This window comes from Gordonia sp. C13, from assembly GCF_023218005.1.
Taxonomy (GTDB): Bacteria; Actinomycetota; Actinomycetes; order Mycobacteriales; family Mycobacteriaceae; genus Gordonia; species Gordonia namibiensis.
Genome location: NZ_JALPSY010000004.1, coordinates 107,411 through 131,578, shown reverse-complemented (window position 1 = coordinate 131,578; position 24,168 = coordinate 107,411). Strand labels below are relative to the sequence as shown.

The 24,168-nt window shown below is 67.3% G+C and carries 22 protein-coding genes; 8 read left to right on the top strand and 14 right to left on the bottom strand.

What is annotated here, in order from left to right; translation table 11 throughout:
* Positions 1-175 precede the first annotated feature (175 nt).
* The 6 genes from M1L58_RS05620 to M1L58_RS05595 form a co-directional block, all read right to left on the bottom strand.
* The gene (locus M1L58_RS05620) at positions 176-1,321 is read right to left on the bottom strand and encodes a glycosyltransferase (RefSeq protein ID WP_248658145.1); all 1,146 of its coding nucleotides are present in this window, start codon (positions 1,319-1,321) and stop codon (positions 176-178) included.
* Between the two features lie 14 nt (positions 1,322-1,335).
* Complete coding sequence (locus M1L58_RS05615) at positions 1,336-2,577, bottom strand: lipopolysaccharide biosynthesis protein (RefSeq protein WP_248658144.1); 1,242 nt, start codon at positions 2,575-2,577, stop codon at positions 1,336-1,338.
* Positions 2,574-3,740: a glycosyltransferase gene (locus tag M1L58_RS05610; protein ID WP_248658143.1), complete on the bottom strand. Its 1,167-nt coding sequence runs from the start codon at positions 3,738-3,740 to the stop codon at positions 2,574-2,576. Before M1L58_RS05610 ends, M1L58_RS05615 begins: the two co-directional genes overlap by 4 nt.
* Positions 3,740-4,366, bottom strand: coding sequence for an acyltransferase (locus M1L58_RS05605; RefSeq protein ID WP_127963936.1), 627 nt, complete (start codon positions 4,364-4,366; stop codon positions 3,740-3,742). Before M1L58_RS05605 ends, M1L58_RS05610 begins: the two co-directional genes overlap by 1 nt.
* Positions 4,367-4,374: 8 nt before the next feature.
* Complete coding sequence (locus tag M1L58_RS05600; RefSeq protein ID WP_248658142.1) at positions 4,375-5,520, bottom strand: glycosyltransferase; 1,146 nt, start codon at positions 5,518-5,520, stop codon at positions 4,375-4,377.
* 203 nt (positions 5,521-5,723) lie between these two features.
* On the bottom strand, positions 5,724-6,791 hold the full coding sequence (locus tag M1L58_RS05595) for a cellulase family glycosylhydrolase (RefSeq protein WP_248658141.1): 1,068 nt from the start codon (positions 6,789-6,791) through the stop codon (positions 5,724-5,726).
* A 221-nt stretch (positions 6,792-7,012) separates the two neighbouring features.
* Here M1L58_RS05595 and M1L58_RS05590 point away from each other — a divergent pair, with 221 nt between their 5' ends.
* From M1L58_RS05590 to M1L58_RS05580, 3 genes are read left to right on the top strand one after another with little or no spacing between them, the layout of a single operon-like run.
* Positions 7,013-8,008, top strand: coding sequence for a GDP-mannose 4,6-dehydratase (locus M1L58_RS05590; protein ID WP_248658140.1), 996 nt, complete (start codon positions 7,013-7,015; stop codon positions 8,006-8,008).
* Complete coding sequence (locus M1L58_RS05585) at positions 8,005-8,994, top strand: GDP-mannose 4,6-dehydratase (protein ID WP_248658139.1); 990 nt, start codon at positions 8,005-8,007, stop codon at positions 8,992-8,994. The genes M1L58_RS05590 and M1L58_RS05585 overlap by 4 nt, the downstream gene beginning before the upstream one ends.
* Positions 8,991-10,517, top strand: coding sequence for a sugar transferase (locus tag M1L58_RS05580; protein ID WP_248658138.1), 1,527 nt, complete (start codon positions 8,991-8,993; stop codon positions 10,515-10,517). Before M1L58_RS05585 ends, M1L58_RS05580 begins: the two co-directional genes overlap by 4 nt.
* Here the strand turns inward: M1L58_RS05580 and M1L58_RS05575 are convergent.
* From M1L58_RS05575 to M1L58_RS05545, 7 genes are read right to left on the bottom strand one after another with little or no spacing between them, the layout of a single operon-like run.
* Entirely contained in the window at positions 10,511-11,413 is a 903-nt protein-coding gene (locus tag M1L58_RS05575) for a sialate O-acetylesterase (protein ID WP_248658137.1), read from the bottom strand. The two genes, M1L58_RS05580 and M1L58_RS05575, sit on opposite strands and share 7 nt — an antisense overlap.
* A gap of 5 nt (positions 11,414-11,418) precedes the next feature.
* The gene (locus M1L58_RS05570; protein WP_248658136.1) at positions 11,419-12,645 is read right to left on the bottom strand and encodes a lipase family protein; all 1,227 of its coding nucleotides are present in this window, start codon (positions 12,643-12,645) and stop codon (positions 11,419-11,421) included.
* Entirely contained in the window at positions 12,642-13,910 is a 1,269-nt protein-coding gene (locus M1L58_RS05565; RefSeq protein WP_248658135.1) for an acyltransferase family protein, read from the bottom strand. Before M1L58_RS05565 ends, M1L58_RS05570 begins: the two co-directional genes overlap by 4 nt.
* Positions 13,907-15,139, bottom strand: coding sequence for a lipase family protein (locus M1L58_RS05560; RefSeq protein WP_248658134.1), 1,233 nt, complete (start codon positions 15,137-15,139; stop codon positions 13,907-13,909). The genes M1L58_RS05565 and M1L58_RS05560 overlap by 4 nt, the downstream gene beginning before the upstream one ends.
* An 11-nt stretch (positions 15,140-15,150) precedes the next feature.
* The gene (locus M1L58_RS05555; RefSeq protein WP_248658133.1) at positions 15,151-15,882 is read right to left on the bottom strand and encodes a YveK family protein; all 732 of its coding nucleotides are present in this window, start codon (positions 15,880-15,882) and stop codon (positions 15,151-15,153) included.
* Entirely contained in the window at positions 15,879-17,159 is a 1,281-nt protein-coding gene (locus M1L58_RS05550) for a lipase family protein (RefSeq protein WP_164905342.1), read from the bottom strand. Before M1L58_RS05550 ends, M1L58_RS05555 begins: the two co-directional genes overlap by 4 nt.
* On the bottom strand, positions 17,156-18,643 hold the full coding sequence (locus M1L58_RS05545; RefSeq protein WP_248658132.1) for a Wzz/FepE/Etk N-terminal domain-containing protein: 1,488 nt from the start codon (positions 18,641-18,643) through the stop codon (positions 17,156-17,158). The genes M1L58_RS05550 and M1L58_RS05545 overlap by 4 nt, the downstream gene beginning before the upstream one ends.
* Positions 18,644-18,893: 250 nt before the next feature.
* Here M1L58_RS05545 and M1L58_RS05540 point away from each other — a divergent pair, with 250 nt between their 5' ends.
* Complete coding sequence (locus M1L58_RS05540; protein WP_248658131.1) at positions 18,894-20,282, top strand: O-antigen ligase domain-containing protein; 1,389 nt, start codon at positions 18,894-18,896, stop codon at positions 20,280-20,282.
* The gene (locus tag M1L58_RS05535) at positions 20,279-20,836 is read left to right on the top strand and encodes a YdcF family protein (protein ID WP_127963945.1); all 558 of its coding nucleotides are present in this window, start codon (positions 20,279-20,281) and stop codon (positions 20,834-20,836) included. Before M1L58_RS05540 ends, M1L58_RS05535 begins: the two co-directional genes overlap by 4 nt.
* A gap of 22 nt (positions 20,837-20,858) precedes the next feature.
* Here the strand turns inward: M1L58_RS05535 and M1L58_RS05530 are convergent, their stop codons facing one another.
* Positions 20,859-21,923: an LLM class F420-dependent oxidoreductase gene (locus M1L58_RS05530; RefSeq protein ID WP_248658130.1), complete on the bottom strand. Its 1,065-nt coding sequence runs from the start codon at positions 21,921-21,923 to the stop codon at positions 20,859-20,861.
* Positions 21,924-22,118: 195 nt separating this feature from the next.
* On the opposite strand from M1L58_RS05530, the gene M1L58_RS05525 reads away from it, so the two are divergent.
* The 3 genes from M1L58_RS05525 to M1L58_RS05515 are packed head-to-tail and all read left to right on the top strand — an operon-like array spanning position 22,119 to position 24,048.
* A complete protein-coding gene (locus M1L58_RS05525; RefSeq protein WP_248658129.1) occupies positions 22,119-23,354 on the top strand; it encodes an inorganic phosphate transporter in 1,236 nt (411 codons plus the stop codon).
* A gap of 49 nt (positions 23,355-23,403) precedes the next feature.
* Positions 23,404-23,682: a hypothetical protein gene (locus tag M1L58_RS05520; protein WP_248658128.1), complete on the top strand. Its 279-nt coding sequence runs from the start codon at positions 23,404-23,406 to the stop codon at positions 23,680-23,682.
* A gap of 57 nt (positions 23,683-23,739) precedes the next feature.
* Complete coding sequence (locus M1L58_RS05515; protein WP_248658127.1) at positions 23,740-24,048, top strand: DUF3349 domain-containing protein; 309 nt, start codon at positions 23,740-23,742, stop codon at positions 24,046-24,048.
* Positions 24,049-24,168 lie beyond the last annotated feature (120 nt).

Genomic DNA, 24,168 nt, shown 5'->3' with positions numbered 1-24,168 from the left:
GTATCGAATCGGCGACCGGATGAATATCGCCGAATTGATCCGCCGGAATCACGTAAGCCAGCGAAATGGAATTCGTTATTTCGCTTGATTCACTTTCTCGTATGCGGCGCGAACTGTTGCGAAAATCGGGCAGACGCCTGTCGTCCACCTGACGGACATCGCACCTGGAGACCCGTCAATGGTCGACCGGAACCGGTCCACGACTCAGAAGTGTTTCGACGGCCCGGTGTGGAATACGCCGCTCCCAGCGATCTGCGTTCGCATCGAAAATCCGCGCGCCCTCTTTTCGCGCCAGCTCGGCGTCGAGCAGAAATGCGCGTGCACGTTCGACGAACTCGTCGGGATCGTCGTAGGCGGTCAGTCCGAAGACCGGTTCGAGCGACCCGATCGCCGCGGTGGTCCCGACCACTGGCAGACCACGGCTGGCGGCATCGAGGAGCTTCACGCGGACACCGCCCCCGGTCCGGATGGGCGCGACGAGAGCACGGCAGGTGCCGAGGAAGGCGTCGAGGTCTTCGACGAAGCCGATGTCGCGGACGCCCGCGGGCAACGGCGGCGGTGTCGCGCGGGGCTTGGGTGCACCGATGATGCACAGCTCGGCGTCGGGGATGCCCTCGGAGATACGCGGCCACAGCCGCAGGATCTCCAGGAAGCCTTCCTGATTCGGCGGCCAGTCCCGGGTACCCATGAACACGAGCCGCGGGATCTCGGCGTCGCCGCCGGCCCGCTCTCCCGGCGGCAGGGTCAGGTCGATCCACCGGGCGGTGGAACATCCGCGGGCTCGGTAGAACTGCGCTTCCTCGAGGTCGTAGGTGCCGATCGCCGATGCGCGGCGGGCCACGCGGAGTTCGTCGGCCAGGATGCGCGGCGCCTCGAGGGTCCCGGGCAGCCCACGCGTGAGTCGCCACACCAATGACTCGGAGTTCACCGTGTTGATGACCAGTTCGCTGCGGTCGACCTGCGTCGAGCGCAGGTATGGCTCGGCCATGTACGAGTGCTCGGCGACAAATACGTCGCTGTCGAGTTCGTCAAGAGTTCTGACCAGATCGTCGGTGTCGAACCGGGTGTGGCAGACGCTGCGCCGGGTCCGCACACTGTTGCCGACGAGCGCCGGGAGCCGAACGGGCGGCTTCGGCACTCGGATCACCCTGCCGTCGGCCGAGATCCGCGGAGCGTCACCGGTGGTGAGATGGTTGGACAGGCACACCGCACGCAGGTCGAACGAGTCCGCCGCGATGTCAAAGATCACCCGCGCCAGCGCCACGTCGCCGCCGTGGTCGTTCTCGATGTCCTTGGCCATCATGAAGGTCACAGTCGTCATGCGCCCCACCCCTGTCATGCGGTTTCCTCTTCTCGGGTGACGAGCCCCTCGGGCCGCACCGACCGGACATAGATCGCGAACAGGATCGCGTCGGTCACCACCGAAGCGATCACCGCCCCGACGGCACCGAAAACTGCCAGCGCACAGACCAATCCGAGCTTGACCGGGACCAGTGCGGCGGCTGCCGCGGTGCGCACCATGTCACGACGCTGCACGTAGAGAACCGTGGTCAGCACGTTGTTCATGACGCGCAGCCCGACGAACAGTGAGATCACCACCAGCGCCCAGGCGAGTTCGGATGAATACGGGGTGGCCAGCAGCGCGAATCCCGCCGCCATCACGAGCGCCGAGGTCGCCGCGGCCATGATCACGACGTGTTTGACCGGTGGACCCGCGGCAACCGCGCCGCCGGCCGCACGAAGTTGCTCGTGGTAGGTCCCGGCCAGCGACATCCCGACCTGGCCGGCCGCCCAGCCGACCGTGCTGGCGATCGCGAAGTATCCCGCCACATCGGCATCGGTCACCGCACCCAGCAACAGGATGTCGCCCTGCATGTAGAGCGCGTTCGCGAGATGTTCGCCGGACAGGATCGCAATCAGACGAGCCGAACCCGGGACACCGGGACGGTGGCGCGGGACGAAGGTCGCGGCGTAGAGGCCGATGACGACATACGGTGCGAGATAACAGAAGCTGGCCGTCTCGAGGTCCGCCGACGGCGCGAACTGGAGATAGCCGACGGCCAACGCGATACTGACGACCTGCCGGGTGGTGTCGAAGCGCATCACCCGGTCGGGGTGACCGTCGCGCAGGGCACGGCTCTTGACCGCGTTGAACGCGATCTCACCGCCCGCGACGATCAGCGCGAACCACACCAGATACGGTGCCGCCAGGCACAGCGCGCCGATGACCATGAGGCCGAGCCCCAACAGGATTCGGGTCAACCGCTCCGCCGCGAATGCGTCCTCGGCTTCACGGATGGCGCGTACCGCAAACGGATTGTCCAGGGGCGCAGCGATGATCGCGCCGAGTGCGAAAGCCATGGCGTACTGGCCGTAGGCGCCGATGCCGAGGTGGAAGGTCAGCGCAACCGTCCACCCCAGGCCTGCGGCACGTCCACCGTAGGTCCAGGCGGCGGCGACGAGCGCCTTGATCACGTGGCGTCGGTTGTCGACGGGCAGTGCCTGCACCCCGGTTTCGGTCACGCCGGTCTCGGTGGCGCCGGTCTCGGTGGCGCCGGTCTCGGTGGCGCCGCTCATGCCCGGCACACCGACCTCGCCCAGGTGTCGAGGTAGGTTTCGACGACCTCGTCCGGCTCGCGCACCTCACGCATCGCCTTGAGCGACTCGGCCATGGCGGACAGACGTTCTCGCGATCCGACGAGCTCCGCGGCCACCGCAGCCAACTCCCCGACCGTCTCGTCGGCGGTTCGCACGTCGTCGTCGACGACGTGGACACCGCCTTCGGTCCGGAGTTCACCGAGCGCGCCGTGTCCCGTGCACACGACCGGGGTGAGATGGGCGATGGCGTCGGTGACGACACTCGACCCGGGGAACGCTTCGCCGTACGGACTCCGCGCGCCGTACGGGACGACGAGTGCCCGGATGGAGGAGAAGTAGGCGGGAAGGTCCGCGTCGTGGATCCCGCCCAGGATCTCCACCCCGTCGATCGCGGGCAGCGATTCGGTCCCGCGCCCGGCGATGCGGATGACGATGTCGTCGGGAAGCAGGCTGCGGAGTCGTTCGACGTGCTCGAAACCCTTTCCGCGATAGACGAGTCCGAACAACCCGACCGCTTTCGGACGATCCGGCGCGGAGACCACCTCACCGCGGCTCCACACCGGCATGTGCGCATGGCGCACCGTGGTGTCGGGGTAGGCGCGCAGCAAGGACCGCGCCCCGGCATCACTCATCGCGAAGAGGGTGCGGTTTCCGACCACCTGCCGCTCGATCGCCCGCGAGAGCGGCCGGAGCGGGAAGTGCACGGCGTGGTTGAGGAGCTTGCGCTGCTCGAGGAACGCGACGCGGCCGGGCCACCAGACAAGTCCGGGCGGGTCGTGCACGGTCGCACTGACCAGAACGTTCGGCCGCTTCCGCTCGAGTCCGGCGGTGGGCCAGAAGGATTCGACCGAGCCACCGGAGAACTCACCGTGCACGACGACCGGGCGGCCGTTCGCGGCGTCGACGAGTTCGATGATCTCCCGGCGCCGGGCGCGCAGTTCCGTCACCGTGTCGGTACCCGGCCGGGGGTGCCGCACCTCGTGGAAGTCGGCGACCCGACGCCGCAGCATGTCCGCGAAGACCTCTGAGTAGGCCCCGACACCGCCCGCGCTCCGTTCGGCGGCGACGTACACCAGGCGTGTCCCGTCCAGTCTTCTCGTCCCGGGTTCCCCGACCGAACCCGCCGTCACCTGGCCGGCCATCAGTAGAAGAGCGGCCGGTACTTCGGCCGGTAGCGCAACGCCGACTCGGGTCGCTTCGAGATCGTCTTGGCCGGCACACCGCCGACGATGTCGAGATCGGCGACATCCTTGCTGACGCACGCGCAGGCAGCGACGACGGCACCGCGTCCGATGCTGACGCCGCTGACGATGGTGGCGCGGCTCGCGATCCAGGCGTGGTCACCGATGTACACCGGTTCGAGGACGGCCGCGAAGTCCGGACTCGCCGGGTCGTGCTTTCCGGCGATGATCTGGGTGTCACTGGCGATCACGACGTTGTCGCCGATGCAAATGCCCGATCGCGCGTCGAACAGCACCCGGAAGCCGATCGAGCAGGCCTCGCCGATCCGGATCTGATCGATGTCGAAGACCTGGCACCCGCGCAGGATCGAGGTGTCCTTGCCGATCTTCGCGCCGAAAGCACGGAGGAAGCCCTGTCGGACGGTGTGCGACGGGATGAATGTGACGATGTTGTTGTACAGCAGGATTCCGACCCGGTTCTTCGCCTTCGCGATCGTCGAGATCTCGGTGAACGTGTACCGCGGGTGGAAATCCGCACGCTGCGGGACGGTCGGTCCGGCGGGTCCTGCCTCCGGCGGTGTCGTCATTTCGGTACTCACGTTCGCTCTGCCTCCCTCGCGACCACGGCCTCGGACACGCGGTTCTTGATCTCCTTGATGAATCTCTCCTCGCCGAAGTGGGCGACATGCGCCTTGATCTGTTCGGCATCCCAGTCGCGCCTCGCGATCTCGGCGACGGCGGACCGGATGCTGACCGGGTCGGGTGCGTCGAAGAACACTCCGTTGATGCCGTCGGCGATGGTGTCGAGGAAACCGCCCCAGCGCAGTACGGCGCACGGCTTGCCCCGCATGCCGCCCTCTAGTGGCGTCAGTCCGTAGTCCTCGTAGCTGGCCGTGACCACGGCGGTGCAGTTGTCGTACAGCCAACCCATCTCGGCGTCGGTCAGGTCGCTCAGCATCGTCACGTTCGCGGGCTTGGTTGCGCGCAACCGCTCGGCCTCTGGACCGCGACCCACGACCACCAGATGATCGTCCGTACCCCGGAAGGCGTCGATCACCGCGTCGACGTTCTTGTACGCCAGCAGGCGTGAGATACACAGATGGAACGGGCGTACCGGAATGCCGTCGGGCGCATCCGCCATCCCGGACGGCGCCAGGGGCGGGAGCACCGGCGCGGAGACCACCGTCGAATCGAGTCCGTAGGTCGCCTCGATGCGGTCGCGGACCGCACTCGAGATCGCCAGGTAGCGGTCGCACTCGAGCGCGGCCGACCGGTCCCAGCGGCGTAGTGCCGGTCCGAGGAGTCGGATTGCGAGTTTTTTGACGGCACTGGAGGACTCACCGAGGTAGACATCGGTCTGATAGAGCCAGCGCGCCGGCGAGTAGCAGTAGACGAGCTTGTACCCGGAGGTGTCGAAGCCGTGCGCCCAGCCACTCGAACTCACCACCACGATGTCGGCGTCGATGCGCATCCGCGAGGCCGCGAACGGGAGTACCGGCAGTGCCGAACGATGGTCGGTCCGCAGTGCCGCAACACGATTCACCGGTGAGGTGATGATCGTCTTGTCCCGGAACTCGTCATAGGTCTGATCCGGCTCGTACAAGAGCGTGTAGATAGGGGCATCCGGGAATGCCCTGCTGAGGGACAGGACGACCTTCTCCGCCCCGCCCCGCTGAGTCAGGTAATCGTGGGCGATCGCCACTCTCGGCATCTTCTCCACGACGAGCCCAGCATCCATCATGTGCACCAAAGAACCACTTCTCCCCCCCGACGAATCTCGAGAAGAATTCTCGTGAATGACGAGTGCACGCACTCGCGCGGACCCCGATGTCCGCTCGAAAGGAGATCGTAATGTGCAAACGCCCGCTCCGCGCGGCGTGCTCGCGATATGTGAGCTTGCCGACGCGGAACGGGCGTGAGAATGTGCCACGGACAGTGGCAGTGTCAGACCGCTCCCAGGACGCTTGCTGCGTATTTCGGGGTCCAGTCGTGTTTGTAGATGGCACCGAAGTTCTGTTCGCGATCGGCCAGATTGGTACCAGTGTCCCGGATGCTGTAGATGAACGTCGGGCCGACGAATCCCGCCGAGACGGCGAAGCCCATCACATCCGTGATCTGTTTTGCCTGTTCCCATTCCGAGACGGCGTCGGCCGCCGTACCGGTGGGAGCGCCGAGTTCGGTGAACCAGATCTTCTTCGCGCCGTCTCCGCGCGCGATCATCAGGTTCCGCACCGCCGGGATGTCGGTGACGGCGTTCTCCGGGTTGGCGTACAGGCCGCCCGGGAAGACGTACGGGTGCATCGCGAGCGCGTCGAAGTTGCCCTTGGCGCCGGCGTTGTACATCGCGGTGGCGAAGTTGGGCGGTGAGTTCCACCCGCCGGAACGGGCCAGACCTGCGGCGATGACGGTGGAACCCCACTGCGCCGACTTGATGGTGCTGTAGGCGGCCTTCAGGAGGGAGGTGTACCGAGCGGCGTCGACCGTCCACCCGAAGAAGATGGGCAGATTCGGCTCATTCCAGATCTGGTAGTTCGTGACCTTGCTTCCGTACCGCGCGATGAACTTCTTCAAGAAGGCGCTCAGGTCGGAATTGTTCGTGGGCGGGGCGGTGAAGAAGGTTCCGGCCGGACGGGACCACGGCGGCGAGGACACCACGTTCGCGAGGACCTTGAGCCCGCGGGCGCGCGCCGCATTGATGATCCGGTCCGGGGTGGACCAGTTGTAGGAGTTCTTGGTCGCCTCGATCGAGTTCCAGTCGACCGTGACCCGCAGCCAGGTCGCCTTGGTCCGCATCACCGCGTCGAGTTCGCGGCGGAGGTCGGCATCGTTGAGCCACAACAGTCCTGAACCGCCGGCGAAGCCGAACCCGGCCGTGGTGACGGGGACCGCCGCCTCGGTGGGGCCGGCAGCGCTTCCGGAACCCAACCAGCCCGGGGAGGCGGGGGCAGAGTTGGCGGATCCGGCGACACTTCCACCGATCGCGACCCCGAGCACCAGAGAGATGCTCACCACAAAGGCAGAGAGGAAATGGGTTCTCGAAAGGCGGAAGTGCCGGGATGATCGTATTCTCATGGCGCAGAGAATACCGCCAAGTTCGGGGACCCACATGGGTTGCGGTTCTGGACTCGGTTGTGTTCGCGGGTTTTACATGCTCTGGTCGGGGAATCAGAGCATGTTCGAAAGTCGGTGAAACGACACAGATGTCGTTCGCCTCGCACGGGGGAGAATTGTCGATGAAATCTGCGTTGGTCACCGGTATCACCGGACAGGACGGCCTCTACCTCGCCGAACTCCTGCATTCGAAGGGTTACCGGGTCGTGGGACTCGTTCGGGGACAGAACAATCCGAAGGCGGCTCGCCTCGCCGAATCCCATCCCTACGTCGACATCGTGAGCGGGAACCTGCTCGATCTGTCGAGCCTGATGCGGGCGATGACCTACGCGAATCCCGACGAGGTCTACAACCTCGGCGCGGTCTCGTTCGTCGCCTACTCGTGGCAGAACGCACGGCTCACGAGTGACGTAACCGGTACAGGCGTACTGAACATGCTGGAAGCCGTTCGCCTGCACCAGGACACGACGGGCAAGGACATCCGCTACTACCAGGCGTCGAGCTCGGAGATGTTCGGCAAGGTGCAGGAAGTCCCCCAGCGCGAGACGACGCTGCTGTGGCCGCGTTCGCCCTACGGCGTGAGCAAGGTCTTCGGCCACTACATGACGATCAACTACCGCGAGTCCTACGGCATGCACGCCAGCTCCGGGATCCTGTTCAACCACGAGTCGCCGCGTCGCGGCCCGGAGTTCGTCACCCGCAAGGTCACCCAGGCGGTCGCCCGCATCGCCCTCGGCATCGACGACTCGGTCGCACTGGGGAACCTGGATGCGCAGCGCGACTGGGGATTCGCCGGCGACTACGTGCGTGCGATGTGGATGATGCTGCAGCAGGACATCGCCGACGACTACGTCATCTCCACCGGTGAGACCCACTCCATCCGTGAGCTGCTCGACGTCGCGTTCAAGGTCGTCGGCATCGACAACTGGGATCACCTCGTCCGCATCGACCCGCGCTTCTTCCGTCCCGCGGAGGTCGACCTCCTCATCGGCGACAGCACCAAGGCCCGCGAGCTCCTCGGCTGGAAGCCCGAGGTCGGTTTCGCCGAGCTGATCACGATGATGGTCGAGGCCGATCTCGAGATCGAATCGAAGAAGCTGGCCGGCAAGGTCGCATGACCCCGCCACGTGCCCTTGTCACCGGCGCGAACGGGCAGGACGGGCACCTGCTGATCGAGGAATTGGTCACGAGGGGTTGGGATGTCGTCGCCTTGGTCCGACCGGGCCGCGCGGTGGTTCGCGCGTCCGGCGGCAACGTGGTGATGAGCCCGGTCGACCTCGCCGACCCGGAATCGACGCGTCGCGTGATCACCGATCACGCACCCGACCACATCTTTCACCTCGGCGCCGTGTCCTCGGTGTCGGAGAGCTGGCATGATCCACTGACCACCGCCCGGGTGACGGCGATGTCGACCGTCGCGATCCTCGAGGCGGCGTCCGCGCTCGCCGATGTCGGCCACCACGTCCACGTGGTGAACGCCTCCAGCGCCGAGATCTTCGCCGGTTCGACGATCACGCCCCAGGACGAGACCACGCCGATCGCTCCGGCGTCGCCCTACGGGGCGGCGAAGGCGTACGGCCACACCATGGCCGGGGTGGCGAGGTCGAAGGGACTGGAGGTGGCCAACGCCATCCTCTATCCACACGAATCCCCCTTGCGCTCTACTCGTTTCGTCACCCGGAAGATCACCGCCGGGGTCGCTGCGATCGCGGCCGGGCGCACCGAGCCCCTCGTGTTGGGCAACCTCGATGCGCGGCGGGACTGGGGGTGGGCCGGCGACTACGTGTCCGCGATGATCAACCTTGCCGAGAACCGAGCCAACGACGACTACGTGGTCGCGACCGGCGAATCCCACAGTGTCGGCGAATTCGTCGCGACCGCTTTCGAGGCGGCCGGGATCGTCGATTGGGAACACCTCGTCACGACCGATCCGTCGTTCGTACGACCGGCAGACGGCGTCGATCTGGTGGGCGATCCCCGCAAGATCGGCGACGAGTTCGGCTGGCGGCCCACGAACAGGTTCGCGGACGTGGTCGAAGCCATGGTCCGGCACGACCTTGCTCTGGTCGGCGCGGACGAAGCACGGCGGGCGGCAATCGCATGACCTCGGCTCGCGACCCGATCCCGGCAGGTCCAGGATCGGGTTTCCAGGGCGGCCCACGACGCCTGATCGCCGTGCGTCGTCGGCAGATGCGTTCACGGTCATGGGTTCCGCGGTACACGAGGGCCCTCCGGGTCACCGACCTGGTGGTCGTGGTCGCCTCGGTCGCCCTGGCCCAGCGCCTACGGTTCGGTCCCAGTGGAGCTCTGCATTCGGCTGCGGCGGTGCACATCCCGTCGATCCTGGTGTCCGCGGTACTGGTCCTCGTCTGGATGGTCGCCCTCGCCGCCTTCCAGACCTACGACCGGCGGATCTTCGGTTCCGGTCCCCAGGAGTACAGCCGCGTCGTCACCGCGTGCTTCGCGGTGTTCGGCGGGCTCGCCATCGTCGATCTCTTGGGCGGCCTGAACATCGCTCGCGGCTACCTGGCGCTCGCGCTGCCGATGGGTACCGTCGCACTGCTGCTGGGCCGGAACGTCTTCCGGCGCCTCCTCGCCCGGGCCCGCGTCTCCGGACGGCACCGCGAGTCGGTGCTGATGGTCGGCGGTGTCGAGTCGGTGCGGCCGACCGTCCGCCGCCTGTCGGCCGCGGCGCCACTGGGATACGAGGTCGTCGGCGCGTGCCTTCCGCCCGGGCATCGTGGCACCGACGCCGAGATCGACGTCGACGGCGCGGTTGTGCCGATCCTGGGGGATTTCGACGACGTCCTCGCCGCCGTCGGGGCGTCGGGCGCGACGACGGTGGCGGTCACCTCGGCCGATGCCCTGGGTCACCAGGCGATGCAGGACCTGTCGTGGAATCTGCACGGGCTCGACGTCGACATGGTCGTCGCACCGGGGGTCACCGACGTGACCGGTCCCCGGATGATGTTGCGGCCGGTCGCCGGACTGCCGCTGCTGCACATCGATCACCCGCGGTACGAGGCCGCGACCCGGTTCCGCAAGGCCGCACTCGATCGTTGCGGCGCAGCACTTCTCCTGCTCGCACTGTCTCCCGTCCTCCTGGTGGTCGCGGTGGCGGTGGTGCTCGACTCCGGCTTCCCGGTGTTCTACCGGGCCGAACGGGTCGGGTTGGGCAACAAGACCTTCCGCATGTGGAAGTTCCGCTCCATGGTCACCGGCGCCGACCGGATGCGGGATGAACTGACCGACCGCGACGCCGGTGCGGGCCTGCTGTTCAAGGTCCGCGACGATCCACGGGTCACCCGGGTGGGCAGGGTGATCCGCGCCTACAGCCTCGACGAACTCCCCCAGTTGTTCAACGTCCTCACCGGACAGATGAGCCTCGTCGGTCCGCGTCCGCCACTGCCGGAGGAGGTCGCGAAGTACGACGGCCGCGTCGCACGACGGATGCTCGTCAAGCCCGGCATGACCGGCCTCTGGCAGGTGTCCGGACGCTCCGACCTGTCCTGGGAGGAGTCGGTCCGGCTGGACCTCTCCTACGTCGAGAACTGGACCATCATGCAGGATCTGACGATCCTGTGGCGCACCGCCCGCGCCGTCGTGGCGAAGGACGGCGCCTACTGAGCCCCGGGCACCCCGCCCACCAGGTCCCGGTAGGCCTCGAACATCGCCCACCCCAGCACGCGTTGTCCGGCGGCGTTGTAGTGGATCGTCTCCCCCGGGTTGTGCATTCCCTCCGGACCCGGCACATGGGCGCACACCGCGTGCCGGTCCGGTGTGGTCGCGTGCACCGCCGCGATGCCGGGGTACTTCGGATGTCCGGTGGCGATCTCTTCCGGCACCATCTGGCCCAGGATGAACGGCACCTCCCCGAAATGGCCCCGGAGACCGGCGATCAAGGCGTCGAGCCGATCCTGATAGACGTCGGGAGGTGTCAGCGGGACGTCGCTCTCGCCCTGGTGCCACAGGATCGCCGCAAGATGTGAACCGGTACCGGCGGCGGTGAGGGCGTTGCCGATCTGCCGTACGGCGAGGTCGTACAGATTGACGCGCGCGGATCGGTTGGCCGGGTCCCAGCTGTAGCCGTTCTTCTGGTGGAAGGCCGTGTCGCCGCGCGCGGACGGGACCAGCAGCACCGCATCTCCGGTGTGATCGGCGAGCAGGGACCCGAAAGTCGTAGCGAATCCGACTCCGGCACCCGGGATCTCGTGCAGGAGCGGGTCTTCCGCCAACAGAATCCGACCTCGCCGCCGTCCGCATCCCGGCCACTGGTGGACACGAGGATCAGGCTGCGGTGGAAGACCCCCCACGCCGGGCATTCCCGCACCGTGCGCATTCGATTGGCCGAGAACCGCAACGACGGAGTACCGGTCAGTGGGTTCGACGACGGTGCCGACGGCGAGCCGCCGTTTCACCGCGTCCTTGGCGCGGATGATCCGCTGGACCCGGACCGGCGCATCGCCGTGGATGCCCAGGTCGGACTCCGGGATCCGCGTCTGGTCAAGCGTCGGTTTCTGCATCGCGTTCACCTTTCCGAACAGGTCGACGACACCGGCTCCCCGGCGAAGCGGGCCGAGATCCACGGCAACAGGGCCGCTGCGTCCACGTCACCGTGCCCGCGGTCCTCCTGGAATTCGACGGTCACCGAATCACCGACCGCACACGCCCGTTCGACGAACGCCGCGGTCCACTCCGAGTCGATGAACGTGTCGCGGCCGCCGTAGAGGATGTACATGGGCACCGGCGTCTCGACCACCGGAACGGCGTATCCGGCAAGGACTTCCCCCAATGCGAACGCGGACTCCGGGGTACCGGGTCCGACGTCGCGCGGTCCCAGCGCCTCGGCCGCCTTCGCCCGGCCGGCGACCGCGGGCCCCGCGCAGGCGGACAGCGTGTCCCACGCCGCGACTGCCGGACCGCGCCGGTAGTCGTCGAGCCGGACGGCCGGATCGCGACGAGACCACGCCTCGACGATCCACTGCAGCATGAGCTGCTGGTCGCCGGTGATCGTGCCGTCCTGCGACTTGGTGACCACGCCGGCGATGTCGGCGGCCGGCACCATCGCGGCTGCCCCGAGCATCGTCAGACCGCGTCCGTACTCCGGCGCCGCCATCGCGGCGGCCAGAACAGCTCCGCCGCCTTGTGATCCGCCGTACGCAACCCACTCCTCGGACGCGTAGGGCAACACCGCCCGCAGCGCCCGGACGGAGTCGATCACGTTCATCCCGGCGGTGCGGGCGTCGAGGTAGGGGTGCACCCCGGGGCTACCGAGCCCCTGATAATCCGGCAGTGCCACCACGAAACCCGCCTTGACGAGACCGTGGGCGAGTTCGCCGAGACCGTACATCCCGGCGGCGACGGAAGGAGCGCACGGTTCGTCGATGCCGGTGGTGCCGTGCGCGAATGCGACGACCGGTCGCGTCTGGCCGTCGTCGGGTTCCGGGCCGGTGACCACCAGGCCACTGACGACGGTGGGTTGTCCGGTGGTCGCATCGGTGGACCAGTACGTCACCCTGATCGCGGTGACGTCGTCGAGCCGGGCCGAGATCGGCAGCGAGTCGTCGGTGTACTCCGCTGACGCCACCTTTCCCGGTCCCTCGACGACCGTGAACGGCACCGGTCCGTCCGCAGGGTCCCGGATCGCAGTGACAAGGCGTACGCCCGTGACGATCACCACCAGCAGAATCGTGTTCGTCACGAGGGCGAGCGGTACCGCCACGAGGAAGGGATGCCGGCGGACGAAGCCGATCATCGCTGTCGCATCCTCCTGGCCACCACCATCGCGGGCTGCTCGATGTACCGGTAGGTGAGGCTCGCGAACACGAGACTGACCGCGCCGACGAGCAGGACGTTCACGATCAGACCCGGCACCGAATCGCCCTGCAGCAGGCCGAGTCTGCCGATCACGATCATCAGCGGGAAATGCCAGAGGTAGATGCTCAGCGAGATACGTCCGCTGTAGTCGAGCGGCTTCCAGTCCAGTGCGGTGGCGAGCCTGCCCTCCTGCCCTGCGGCCAGAGGCAGCACGATGACGAGGATGAACAGCGCCGACGACAAGGCCGTGAAAGTCGACTGGTAGGACGATCCGGACGCGATCAGCACCAGCATCACCAGCAACGACGGCACGAGGGCCACCGCCGACGCGATCCGCAGGCGCCGGGCGCCCTGCACCGAGATGGCGCCGGCGCCCACCGCGACGAATGCCGCGGTGGCCAGCATGCCGAATGCGAAATTGTCTGCGGCGGCGAAGAAGCTGCGGAGGATGACGGCGACGGCGTTCGGTCCCCAGTTCTGTTCGGTCACCGCGGTGATGCCCTGGGCTTCGGCGACGCGGCCCGCGACGATCTTGCCGATCGTGCCGACCACGATCAGGATCACCGGAGGCGTCACCACGAGAATCGCGGCGTGGGTTCCGAATCGTCGCCGCAACCACCACATCGCCGCGCCGAACAGCGGCAGCGAGAGGTAGAAGCCGAATTCCAGGGTCAACGACCAGGACGGGCTGATGCCCGTCTGCAGGTACTGCGGGAAGTAGGTCTGCGTCAGGGTCAGGTTGGTGAGAAGCATTCCCGGGTCGGTGATCATGCCGGTCCCGGTGTCCTTCCCGGTCTCACTGGCGACGAACTCGTTCACGACGAAGCAGGCCTGCAGAACGAAGTTCGTGATGAGGAAGATCAGCAGGTACGCGGGGAACACTCGCAGCAGACGATGCGTCGCGTACGAACGGACGTCCGGCGGGGTCTCCCGGCCGCGGACCAGGCCCTTGACGTACGGGAGGTACAGCAGGAAACCCGACAACGCGAAGAAGAAGATCAGCGCCTGTCCCAGGAGCTGGAGTCCGCCGCTCGCCATCGTGTCCGGCGAGTTCTGCACGGCGACATGGACGATCAGTACCGCCCAGCACGCGATGCCGCGCGGGCCGTCGAGCCCGCGGATTCGACCTGCCGTGTGTGTCTTCGCGGCGCCTGCGGTCGCGTCGCCCGCAGGGGCACCCCGTCGTTCCAGGTTCTCGGTCATCCGGCTCTCTCGATCTCTGCGCATCGGTTGTAGCTCGGTTCGTCGTCGAATCGGGCGGTCAGCCAGCCCACCACCTGCCGGCCGTCGATCCCGCCGTGGTCGGCCGCGGGCTGGAACTGGGTGTGGACGGTGTCGCCGCGTGCGCAACTGCGCCGCACGGCCGCGGCCGTCCACTCCGACCGGATCAGTTCGTCCCTGCCGCCGTAGACCACGATGGTCGGTGCCGCGGCCGGCAGGTCGGGAATCGCACGTTCGCGCAACAGGGCCCGCAGTTCGGTGACCGCTTCCGGTGAGGTGGGGCGGAGATCGTCGGCCGTCAGCGACTCGAGGACCTCTGCTCGCTGTGCCCCGCGGGATGCCGAGCACTGGGACAGCTCGTCCCACTGGGCGACGACCCCCGGACCGGCAAACCGACGGAGGTCGAGCTCCGGGTTCTCGGCGCCCAAGGCCAGCAGCAGCCAGTTGTACAGCCCGTACTGTTCGACGGTCATCTTCCCGGTCGCGGCGAGGTCGGCGAGCCCGGACACGTCGGAGGCCGGCGACAGTGCGGCGACACCGACGAGATCGAGCCCGCCACCGTAGGTCCCGGCCAGAGCGTTGGCGGCCCAGGCCGCCTGTCCGCCTTGGGATCCGCCGAGGGCTCCCCATCGGGTCCCGGTCTCCGGGACGAGGTACCGGGCCGCGCGGACGGCGTCGATCACGTTGCGGCCGGAGGTGCGCGCATCCAGATACGGGTGCGTCGGACGCTGTTCGTCGGGATCGCCGAGCCCCTGGTAGTCCGGGACTGCGACGACGTAGCCCAGCTGGAGCCAGCTTGCGGCGGTGACCGCGAGGTCACCCAGGTCGGACTTGAGCGTGACGCCGCATTCGCCGAGCACACCACTCGTTCCGTGTGGCAGGACGATGACCGGACGTCCGCCCTCCGGCGCCGGCCCCTTGGGCGCGAAGAACGCTCCCCAGACCTCGGTCTCCTCACCGGTCCGACCGTCGGTCGACACGTACTTGACACGCAGCGCCAGTTGCGAATTCGCACGGACGCGTCGATCGAGCAGCGGCATCGTCTCGGCTGCCCGCAACGCGCCGGGACCGGCGCCGGCCGTGTTGACCCGATACTCGACACCACCCGCACCGGTCGTGGGAGTGGCCTGGTCCTCCGCGTTCGACGAACAGCCGGCAACGGCGATCGCCGCGGCCAGCAGCACGGTCGTCAGCCTGACGCGCCCGGTCATCCTCGCCCCCATCACGTTCCCCCTCCCGATGCGCCCACGAAGGACGCGCCCCGCGGTGCGGTATCCGACGCCCTCGGGACACGCGCCTCGCGCGGATCCACGACTCGGTCACGCGCGACCTCGACGCCGATCACGAGCATCAGGCCCAACAGCGCACCGAGTACGGCGGCAGTCGTGACCGTTCCCCAGAACCTCGGCAACACAGATGAATTCGGCACCGAGGCCACGTCGATGACGTCGATCTCGTGCAGCGGCCCCGCCACCGGGCCGTCGCTCCACTCGAGTTCGGTCACCAGGACGCGCAGGACGTCGACCACCGCATTCGCGAGGTGTGCGGCGGCCTCCCCGGTCGGACCGGTGGCCACGACGTCGAGGACCGCGCTGTCGAGGGGCGAGGTGACGGTCAGCAGGTCACGGAGTTCGTCCGGGGTCACGGTGTCGCCCAGAACGCCGGCGGCATCCGCTCGGGCGACCCGCGACAGCACCTGATCGGACACCGCGAGCTGCACGTACGACGCCGAGCGCAATTGGCCGGCGAGGTCGCTGGCGCGTTCGGCGCCGACGCTCGCCGGTCCGGGCGCTATGATCAGTGCGCTCGAGTGCGCCTCAAAGGTTTTCGGCATCAGCGTGTACGCACCGACGCCGACGGCGGCGGCCGCGATCGCCGACGCCACGAGCACGACGAGGTTGCGGCGCACCATCGCAAGGTAGTCCGCCGGTCGGCGGGTCGACGGTGACCTCATGGGCGGGCCCCGCAGTTCTGCGGCGGCTTCCACCCGGACTCCAGGGACTTCATCCAGGCCACCGATTGTCCGGAGTCGAGCCGGGCGTGGGTCTCCCCGATCCGGCGCATGGCCTGGATCGGTGAACCCGCGGCGCAGGACCGGCGGATCGCCCGTTCGGTCCACGGCGCGGCGATGAGTGGGTCCTCGGTGCCGTACATGATCAGCATCGGCGCGGTGGCCCGGCCGACCGGTAACGACGTGGCGGCCAGGTGGTCCCGGAGTCGCGTCGCCGCTTCCGGAGTGCGCGGTGCGACATCCTCGACACCGATGGAGTCGAGCACTCGCTGGGTCTTCTGTATGACGACCGGGATGCAGCGGAGCACCTCGGACCAGTTCTTCCGCAGGAACTCCGAGCGGTAGTCATCGCGGTCGAACTCGTCGGGCAGCACGCGTGCGAGTGAATCGATCAGGTAGGCCATCATCGGGACCTGATCGGCGGTGAGCGTGCCCTTCTCGGCGCGTTCGACCAGGCCGGTCATGTCCGACACCGGCACCAGTGCGACGGTGCCCAGGAGGTCGAGACCACCGCCGTATGTCGGCGCGAGCTCACCCGCCGCCCAGGACGCCATTCCACCCAGGGAGACGCCGTAGGAGATCCATTTCCTGCCCAGCCCCGGGAATACCCCGCGGGCGGCACGTACCGCATCGATCATGTTGTAGCCATAGGTGCGAGCGTCGAGGAACGGATGGTCGACGTCCCGCATGCCGAGGCCCTCGTAGTCGCTCATCGCGACGGCGAAACCGTTCAGCACCAGAGCCGCGATGATCTCGTCGCTACCGAGGAGGTTGACGTATTCCGAAGGACCGCAGTCGTCGAGGACACCGGTGGTACCGTGGCCGAAGGCGATCGTCGTCCAACCGCCCGGCGGCGGTTCGCCTTTCGGCGTGACGACGATCCCCGACACGACCGTCGGCGACCGGTCCAGTCCCGACGTCGACCGGTACTCGACTCGTTTGACGATCGCACCGAGTTCGGTGATCACCGGGATCGGGCCGCGTGGTGGGTCGGCGACCGCGACTACCGCGCCGGGTCGTCCGGTGTCCGCGGCGCCCCGGACAATCGGTTCCGGATAGGGAGTGACCAGATCCGGCGGCGGCTGGATGGCGAGCGGGATCGCCGAATTCAGGGACGGATCATCCGCGAACCCTGCTGCACCACAAGCACTCACCACGAGAGCCGTCGTCACCGCGGCGACGACGGCGGCGAACCGCCTCCGGGTCGACGCCCGCGTCAACGACCCCGCCCGTCCGACGGGACCCCGGCGGCGGCAGCCGAGCCGGAACCGTTACGTGAAGCATGATCGATCGTGGAGCGGATCCTCTCGGTCACACTCTCCGAACCGGTCTCGGCATCAACGCTTTCAGCGGCGGGCTCAGCGGAGTCGGCCACATCCTGCGCCTTCACCTGCCCCGCCTTGCCGCTGACGAGTACCGTACCGATCACCGATCCGACGAGCTCGATCGCCGTGACGCTGTCGCTCAAGGCTTTTCGGGTTGCGGACCCGTTGCGCACCACGACGACCATCGCATCGGCCACGGCCGAGTACACGATCGAATCAGAGGTCGAACCCATGCGGGGACAGGCGATCACGATGTAGTCGAAACGCTCGCGGAGTTCGTCGAGCACGGTTACCAGGACCGGACTGCTCACGAGCGCACCGGATTCCGGGGGGACCGGTCCGGCGGGGAGAATCGTCAGCCCACCTTGTTCGACGTATGGGTCGACACTGCCGGTGCTGCTGCTGAGCACGGTGGACAGTCCGTGATCGGCGGACAGTTCGGTTCCGGCGGTGATCCCGCCGCCGGACAGATCGCCGTCGACGAGCAGAACGGTGTTCCCCGTCGCGGCCACGGTCGCGGCGAAGCGTGCCGCGATCTCGCCGGCACCCGCATCCGATCCGACACCGGTGAACCCGATGACCCGCGGCGCGCGGGCCTGTTCGTCACGCTGTCCGCCGAGGAAGCGGATCAGATTGTGCAGTCCGCGAAGGGCATCCGCGTCCCGGTCGGCGGAATCGTCGGTGCCGAACGTCTCGATCGGGATCGTCCGCGGCGACAGCACCGCGAGCACGGGATGGTGGGTCGAGTCGACGGCGGTCACCTCGTCGACGACGGTTCCGCGACGCCGCCAACCGAGCAGCAGCGCGATCACGACGCCGACGACGAGTCCGGCGCCTGCGCCGATCGCGGTCCACAACATCCACGGCCGGCCCGCCGTCGACGGGAGCCCGGGCTCGTCGTAGAGCACTGCCGAGGCCGCCGATGTCCCGCCGCGTCGTGACGTCTCGAGCTCCTGCACGACCTCGACGGTCTGCTGGGCGACCGCAGCCGCATAGGACTGCGCTCGTTGCGGACTCGGTCCGGATACCGAGATGGTCAGGATCACGGTGTCTTCGACGGGCAGCGCCGTCGTCTTCGACCGCAGGTCAGCGGGGCTGATGGCCCCCTCCAGCGCTTCCGAGGCACGGGTGGCCACCTGCTCACTCGTCGCTATCTGCGCGTACGAGTTGACCCGCCCCTCGGCGAAGAGATTGTTCTGGTAGGACTCGCCCACGGATGTGCCGCCCTCGGCGGTGACGAAGAGTCGGGCCGACGACACGTAGTCGACGGATGTGAAGTACATGCCATAGCCGAATCCGGCCAGCCCGCCGACGAGAACACTCGCCACGATGGCCCACCAGTAGCGGACCACAATGCGGACATACTCATTGAATGGCATGAAACCTACTCCTCCCGGCGATGGCGGAGCAGGACCGAGAGCCGAATACCCAGCCGTGGAAATATCTCTGAAACATTTCACCAGCGGAGTATTCGACACCTGCGTCTTCCCCCGACGCGCTAACTCTAGCCACAGTCGGCCACTCGCGCGCTTCGAGAGCTGTGATCTCGAACTCGTTGTTGGCCCGCGACTGTTTCCCGACGGAGATCTCACCCCGATACCCGTCGATGGTTCATGTAATGATTCCCGCGTGGGGATTGTGCGTTCACTCGCGATCGTGGCCGTGGTGGCGGCCGGCACCTTCGGTTGCCTTCTCGCCGGCGAGTCCGTCATGACCGCGGCATTTCTGGGACTCGCGCTGATCGCGGGATCATTTGTCGGACTGCAGCATCCGACGTGGTTGTTGTGGGCGCTCGCGGTGGTCGTCGCCCTGCTTCCCGCGGGCTATGTTCCCGGTACGCCGGTGCCATTGATCTTCACCCTGACGATGGCTGTGCTGCTCGCCACCGTCCTCCACCCCCGGGATGTCTCGACCTTCACCCCGCTCGAGTACGCGCTCATGGCCTTGGTGGTCGTGGCCGGACTCTCGGTGGCGGCGACGATGCAGAACGGGATCGACGACATCCTCGAATACGTGAAGTGGACGAGCGCGACTCTCCTGGTCGTGGCACTGCTGCGGTTGCGCGCCGACCAGTTGCGGACCTTCGGGCAGGTCTTCGTCGTCGCATCGTCGCTGTCGGCCGCGGTGGGTCTCGCCATGCTGACCGTCGACAAGTCGGCACGGACCTTCGATCTCTTGTCCCCCTTCGGATATGACGCGTCGTCGGCGGGGCGGTTCGTCTTCAACGGAGCGGCGGTGACCGCCCGACTGTCGGGCACCTACATCGACCCGAACGCGGCGGGCATCGGCTTCCTGGCGGCACTCATGATCAGCCTGCTGGTCTTCGACGGGTTTCGGCGCTGGGCGCTCGCACTGCTCCTGTTCGCCGCGGTCGCGATGACGCTGAGCCGCGCGGCGATCTTCTCTGTGGTGCTGGCCCTGCTTCTGATGCTCGCCTTCCACACCATGTCGACCCGCGGCCGGACCGCGATCATCGGCACGCTCGTCGGCGGGATGGCCCTGCTGTCGGCGATCCCGGCGTCCCGGCGCCGGATCTTCTCGTCCTTCGGCGACAGCGACACCGGTTCGACCGCACGCTCCGACGCGCTACGTGAGTTCCCGGAGAAGATGAGCGGACACTGGTTGTTCGGACACGGTTGGGGCATCGCCGAATTCAAGGATCCCGAGAAGGCGTTCAACATCAACTACGTCGCCAACGCGCCGCTGCTGTCGGTGTACCGCGGCGGACTGCTCGTCGGAATCCTGTTCACCGCGATCATGATCTACGGCTGCTATCTCGCCTACCGCTGCCTGCGGTCGTCCCGGTCGGAGGTCGCCCTGTACGGCGGCTGCTTCATCGCCTTCTTCGTGCTCGGCATGCAGCTCGACTTCAGCACGGTGTCCATCCCCGTGTCGGTGACCGACCTGTCGTTGATGCTGGTGTACCTCGTCGTCGCCCTACGGAGTTCGGAATCCACAGACCTGTTCCGGCAAGCACAGTCACGCGAACTCTCGGTCAGGACGCGTGCGCCACGGTGAGACGTGTTGTGCGGCTGCTGCTCTGCGTGTTCCTCGTCGTCGTGATCGTCGGCGGCGCGTGCGGCTACCAGCTCTTCACGCGCGTCCACGACGATCCGCTGCGCAAAGCCGACGCCATCGTCGTCCTGGGCGGCGAACACGACGGGCGCGAGGATTACGGAATCGAGCTGGCGCGCAGGGGTTATGCCGATCACGTACTCATCTCCGACCCGTATCGTCCCTACACGGACCAGGATTCGATGATGCCGCGGGTCTGCTCGGCGAGCACCCCGGACATCACCGTGACCTGTTTCGAACCGGCACCCTCCACGACCCGCGGCGAGGCGATGTTCGTGCACGAGATGGCGCGGCGCCACGACTGGCACGACGTCATCGTAGTCAGCTGGAGCTACCACCTGGTGCGGGCCCGGTTCGTCTTCGGCCAGTGCTTCGACGGCAACGTCGTCATGCATGCGGTCCCGCGCGACTACAGCCCCAACCCCGTGCTGTGGGGTGCGGTGTACGCATACCAGTACGGCGGCCTCGCAAAGGCCGCCGTACTGGGGTGTGACTGAGATCTGTTCGCGGGACCGGTGATCAGCCGTTGAAGATGTCGCGCAGTGCCTCGACCTCGGCGACCCGCTCTTTGTGGGTCGGCGCGGTCGGCGAGGCGAGGATGCAGGTGACGCCGGCCTCACGGAACGCGGCAACGCGCTCGGCCACCTGCGACTTGGAGCCGATGAGCGACATGGCGTTCACCAGGTCGTCGGGGATCGCCGCGGCGGCCTCGACCTTCTTGCCGTCGAGGTAGAGGTCCTGGATGAGCTTCGCCTCCTCGACGTATCCGTACCGGATGGCGAGCTGGTTGTAGAAGTTCTTGCCGCGGGCACCCATGCCGCCGATGTAGAGCGCGGCGTGGTGCCGGACGAGTTCCTTGGCGTTGTTGATCTGCTCGGCGTCGTCGGAGACCCGCGCGGTGGCCTGCACCACGATGCCCAACTCGCCCAGCGACGGGTCGCGCTTGGCCTTACCGGCGGCCAGGGACTCACCGAAGGCGGCGTCGATCTGCTCCGGGTGGAACAGGATCGGCTGCAGCTCGTCGAACATCTCCGCGGCGAGCTCGATGTTCTTGGGGCCGATGGCGGCCAGCAGTAGCGGGATGTTGTCGCGGACCGGGTGGTTGATGATCTTCAGGGACTTGCCGAGTCCCGAACCGCCGTGCTCCTCGTCGAGCGGCAGTGTGTAGTGCTTGCCCTGGTAGTTGAGCTTCTCGCGGCGCCACACCATGCGGCAGATCTCCGCGTGCTCGCGGGCACGCCCCAGCGGGTAGTCGTACTTGACGCCGTGGAAGCCCTCGATGACCTGCGGTCCCGAGGCGCCGATGCCGAGCACCGCACGGCCGCCGCTGATGTAGTCGAGACCGGCCGCGGTCATCGCGAGGTTGGTCGGGGTGCGCGAGTACATGGGCAGGATCGCGGTCTGCAGTTCCATCTTGTCGGTCTTGGCGGCGATGAAGCCGAGCTGGGAGACCGCGTCGAAGCTGTAGGCCTCCGGGACTGCGATCCGTTCCACGCCCGCCGCCTCGAAGTCGGCGAGATTGTTGATGGTCTCGCGGAAGTCGCCCGCGTAGTTGATCGGCATACCCAGCTTCATCGATGTCATGGCGTCGGATTCTTCCACAGGGACCGCTGGTTCCACCATGGTCGGCCGAGCGTTCGATCGCTCCGGAAAGCGACGGACGCCACACCCGCACTGAACTGCGATTACGTGCGCGACACGCCGGTCAGACAACGAATCCCCACGAAACCGTGCCGAGACGTTTAGGAAATTCGAAGCCCAGCCCTCATCATGAAAAGCATGAGCGGCGAAATGCTGATCCTGGTGCTGTTGGTGATCACGGCCCTCGGCTTCGATTTCACCAACGGCTTCCACGACACCGGCAACGCCATGGCAACCTCGATCGCCACCGGCGCGCTGAAACCGAAAGTCGCCGTCGGGCTCTCCGCAATCCTCAATCTCGTCGGCGCGTTCCTCTCAGTCGAGGTCGCTGCCACCATCACCAAAGACGTTCTCAACATCCAGCAGACCTCCGGCGCGGACGCCGGCGAGATGGTGGCGGGCATCACGCCGACGACCGCACTGCTGATCATCTTCGCCGGACTCGTCGGCGGCATCCTCTGGAACCTCTTCACCTGGCTGTTCGGTCTGCCGTCGAGTTCCTCGCACGCCCTGTTCGGCGGCCTCATCGGTTCCGGGATCGCGGCCATCGGCCTCTCCGGTGTGAACTGGCACGGGGTGCTCGGCAAGATCATCGTGCCCGCACTGCTCGCCCCGGTGATCGCCTGCGCCGTCGCCGCCTGCGGGACCTGGCTCGTCTTCACCATCACCCGCCACCTCGCCGAGAGCCGCAAGGAACAGGGCTTCCGGTACGGCCAGATCGCCAGCGCCTCATTGGTCTCGCTGGCCCACGGCACCGGCGACGCCCAGAAGACCATGGGTGTGATCGCGATGGCACTGATCGTCACCGGACACCTCGACGCCTCGACCGTCAGCCACGGCCTCCCGCTGTGGATCGTCGCGAGCTGCGCCGCCGCCATCGCCATCGGCACCTACCTCGGCGGATGGCGCATCATCCGCACCCTCGGAAAAGGCCTGGTGGAGATCAGTTCCCCGCAGGGTATGGCCGCCGAGGCCTCATCCGCGGCGATCATCCTCACCTCCAGCGCGGCCGGGATGGCGCTGTCCACCACGCAGGTCGCCACCGGTTCGATCCTCGGCTCCGGCGTCGGCAAGCGCGGCGCGCAGGTCCGCTGGGGTGTCGCCGGCCGGATGGCCGTGGCGTGGCTCACCACCCTGCCTGCCGCCGGACTGGTCGGCGCGGCGTCGTTCTACATCGCCCACCTGCTCGGCAACGTCGCGGGCGCGGTGGCGATCTTCGGACTCCTCGCCGCGGCGTCGGCCTACATGTACCGGCGCGCACAGCAGAACAAGGTCGACGCCGGCAACGTCAACGACGACTGGGACGCGACCACCGGGTCGGTCCTGCCGACCGATCCCGGGGCCACCCCGGACACCCCCGCACGGTCCGCCTGACGGCCGGCTTCCACCCCGACACACGAACACACGAGAGGACCCGGCTGAGATGGACATCGTCGAAGCGATCGGCAAGGTGCTGATCGTCGGCCTGCTCTTCGGCGCCGGTCTGCCCGCACTGTTCGCGGTCGGCCTGCGGATGCACGAACAGGGCTCCGACGTGGTCCTCGACGGGGCCGTCGTCAAGGGCAGTCCGGTGATGCGCGTACTGAGCTACGCGACCTTCGCCGTCGTCGCGCTCGTCATCGTCACCGCCATCCTGTGGATCACCCGCCAGACCCTCTACTTCCACACCGGTATCAAGCTCTTCCCGTTTGGTTACAAGTGACCCCCACCCGGGTAAACGGTTGTCCCAGATGTGCAAGAGCCGGAGATGCGATCAACCATGAGCACTGAGACCCCGCTCTTCGAATCCGTGATCAACTGGATTCGCAAGGGCTATCCCCAAGGTGTCTCGCGCACCGACTTCCCGCCCCTGATGGCTCTCCTCACGCGTGTGCTGACCGACGAGCAGGTCACCGCCGTCGCGATGCAGCTCGTCAAGGAGTACGGCCCCCGGGAGCCGGTGACCGAGCAGCAGATCAGTGACGCCATCAAGCGGGTCACCAGCGAACCGCCGACTCCCGAGGAGGTCGACCAGGTCGCCGGCCGCCTCGCCGCGGTTGGCTGGCCGCTGATCTCCAGCCGGCCCTGACCATCGCGCTCCGCCGGGCACCGAGGACTGCCGGCGTCGCGCCGAAACCTACAATCACGCTGAGTGGGGACGCAGCCGCGTCACCGCGTCGAAAGGACGTCCGCGTCCCGTCGGAGGAAA

What these genes read in the sequence shown, in the direction of transcription:
- M1L58_RS05590 (WP_248658140.1), top strand. Translation starts at nt 7,013, where the DNA reads ATGAAATCTGCGTTGGTCACCGGTATCACCGGACAGGACGGCCTCTAC.
- M1L58_RS05580 (WP_248658138.1), top strand. Translation starts at nt 8,991, where the DNA reads ATGACCTCGGCTCGCGACCCGATCCCGGCAGGTCCAGGATCGGGTTTC.
- M1L58_RS05520 (WP_248658128.1), top strand. Translation starts at nt 23,404, where the DNA reads ATGGACATCGTCGAAGCGATCGGCAAGGTGCTGATCGTCGGCCTGCTC.
- M1L58_RS05545 (WP_248658132.1), bottom strand. Translation starts at nt 18,643, where the DNA reads ATGCCATTCAATGAGTATGTCCGCATTGTGGTCCGCTACTGGTGGGCC.
- M1L58_RS05605 (WP_127963936.1), bottom strand. Translation starts at nt 4,366, where the DNA reads ATGACGACACCGCCGGAGGCAGGACCCGCCGGACCGACCGTCCCGCAG.
- M1L58_RS05530 (WP_248658130.1), bottom strand. Translation starts at nt 21,923, where the DNA reads ATGACATCGATGAAGCTGGGTATGCCGATCAACTACGCGGGCGACTTC.
- M1L58_RS05515 (WP_248658127.1), top strand. Translation starts at nt 23,740, where the DNA reads ATGAGCACTGAGACCCCGCTCTTCGAATCCGTGATCAACTGGATTCGC.
- M1L58_RS05575 (WP_248658137.1), bottom strand. Translation starts at nt 11,413, where the DNA reads ATGCAGAAACCGACGCTTGACCAGACGCGGATCCCGGAGTCCGACCTG.
- M1L58_RS05525 (WP_248658129.1), top strand. Translation starts at nt 22,119, where the DNA reads ATGAGCGGCGAAATGCTGATCCTGGTGCTGTTGGTGATCACGGCCCTC.
- M1L58_RS05570 (WP_248658136.1), bottom strand. Translation starts at nt 12,645, where the DNA reads ATGATCGGCTTCGTCCGCCGGCATCCCTTCCTCGTGGCGGTACCGCTC.
- M1L58_RS05600 (WP_248658142.1), bottom strand. Translation starts at nt 5,520, where the DNA reads ATGATGGATGCTGGGCTCGTCGTGGAGAAGATGCCGAGAGTGGCGATC.
- M1L58_RS05560 (WP_248658134.1), bottom strand. Translation starts at nt 15,139, where the DNA reads ATGACCGGGCGCGTCAGGCTGACGACCGTGCTGCTGGCCGCGGCGATC.
- M1L58_RS05620 (WP_248658145.1), bottom strand. Translation starts at nt 1,321, where the DNA reads ATGACGACTGTGACCTTCATGATGGCCAAGGACATCGAGAACGACCAC.
- M1L58_RS05610 (WP_248658143.1), bottom strand. Translation starts at nt 3,740, where the DNA reads ATGGCCGGCCAGGTGACGGCGGGTTCGGTCGGGGAACCCGGGACGAGA.
- M1L58_RS05565 (WP_248658135.1), bottom strand. Translation starts at nt 13,910, where the DNA reads ATGACCGAGAACCTGGAACGACGGGGTGCCCCTGCGGGCGACGCGACC.
- M1L58_RS05585 (WP_248658139.1), top strand. Translation starts at nt 8,005, where the DNA reads ATGACCCCGCCACGTGCCCTTGTCACCGGCGCGAACGGGCAGGACGGG.
- M1L58_RS05555 (WP_248658133.1), bottom strand. Translation starts at nt 15,882, where the DNA reads ATGAGGTCACCGTCGACCCGCCGACCGGCGGACTACCTTGCGATGGTG.
- M1L58_RS05615 (WP_248658144.1), bottom strand. Translation starts at nt 2,577, where the DNA reads ATGAGCGGCGCCACCGAGACCGGCGCCACCGAGACCGGCGCCACCGAG.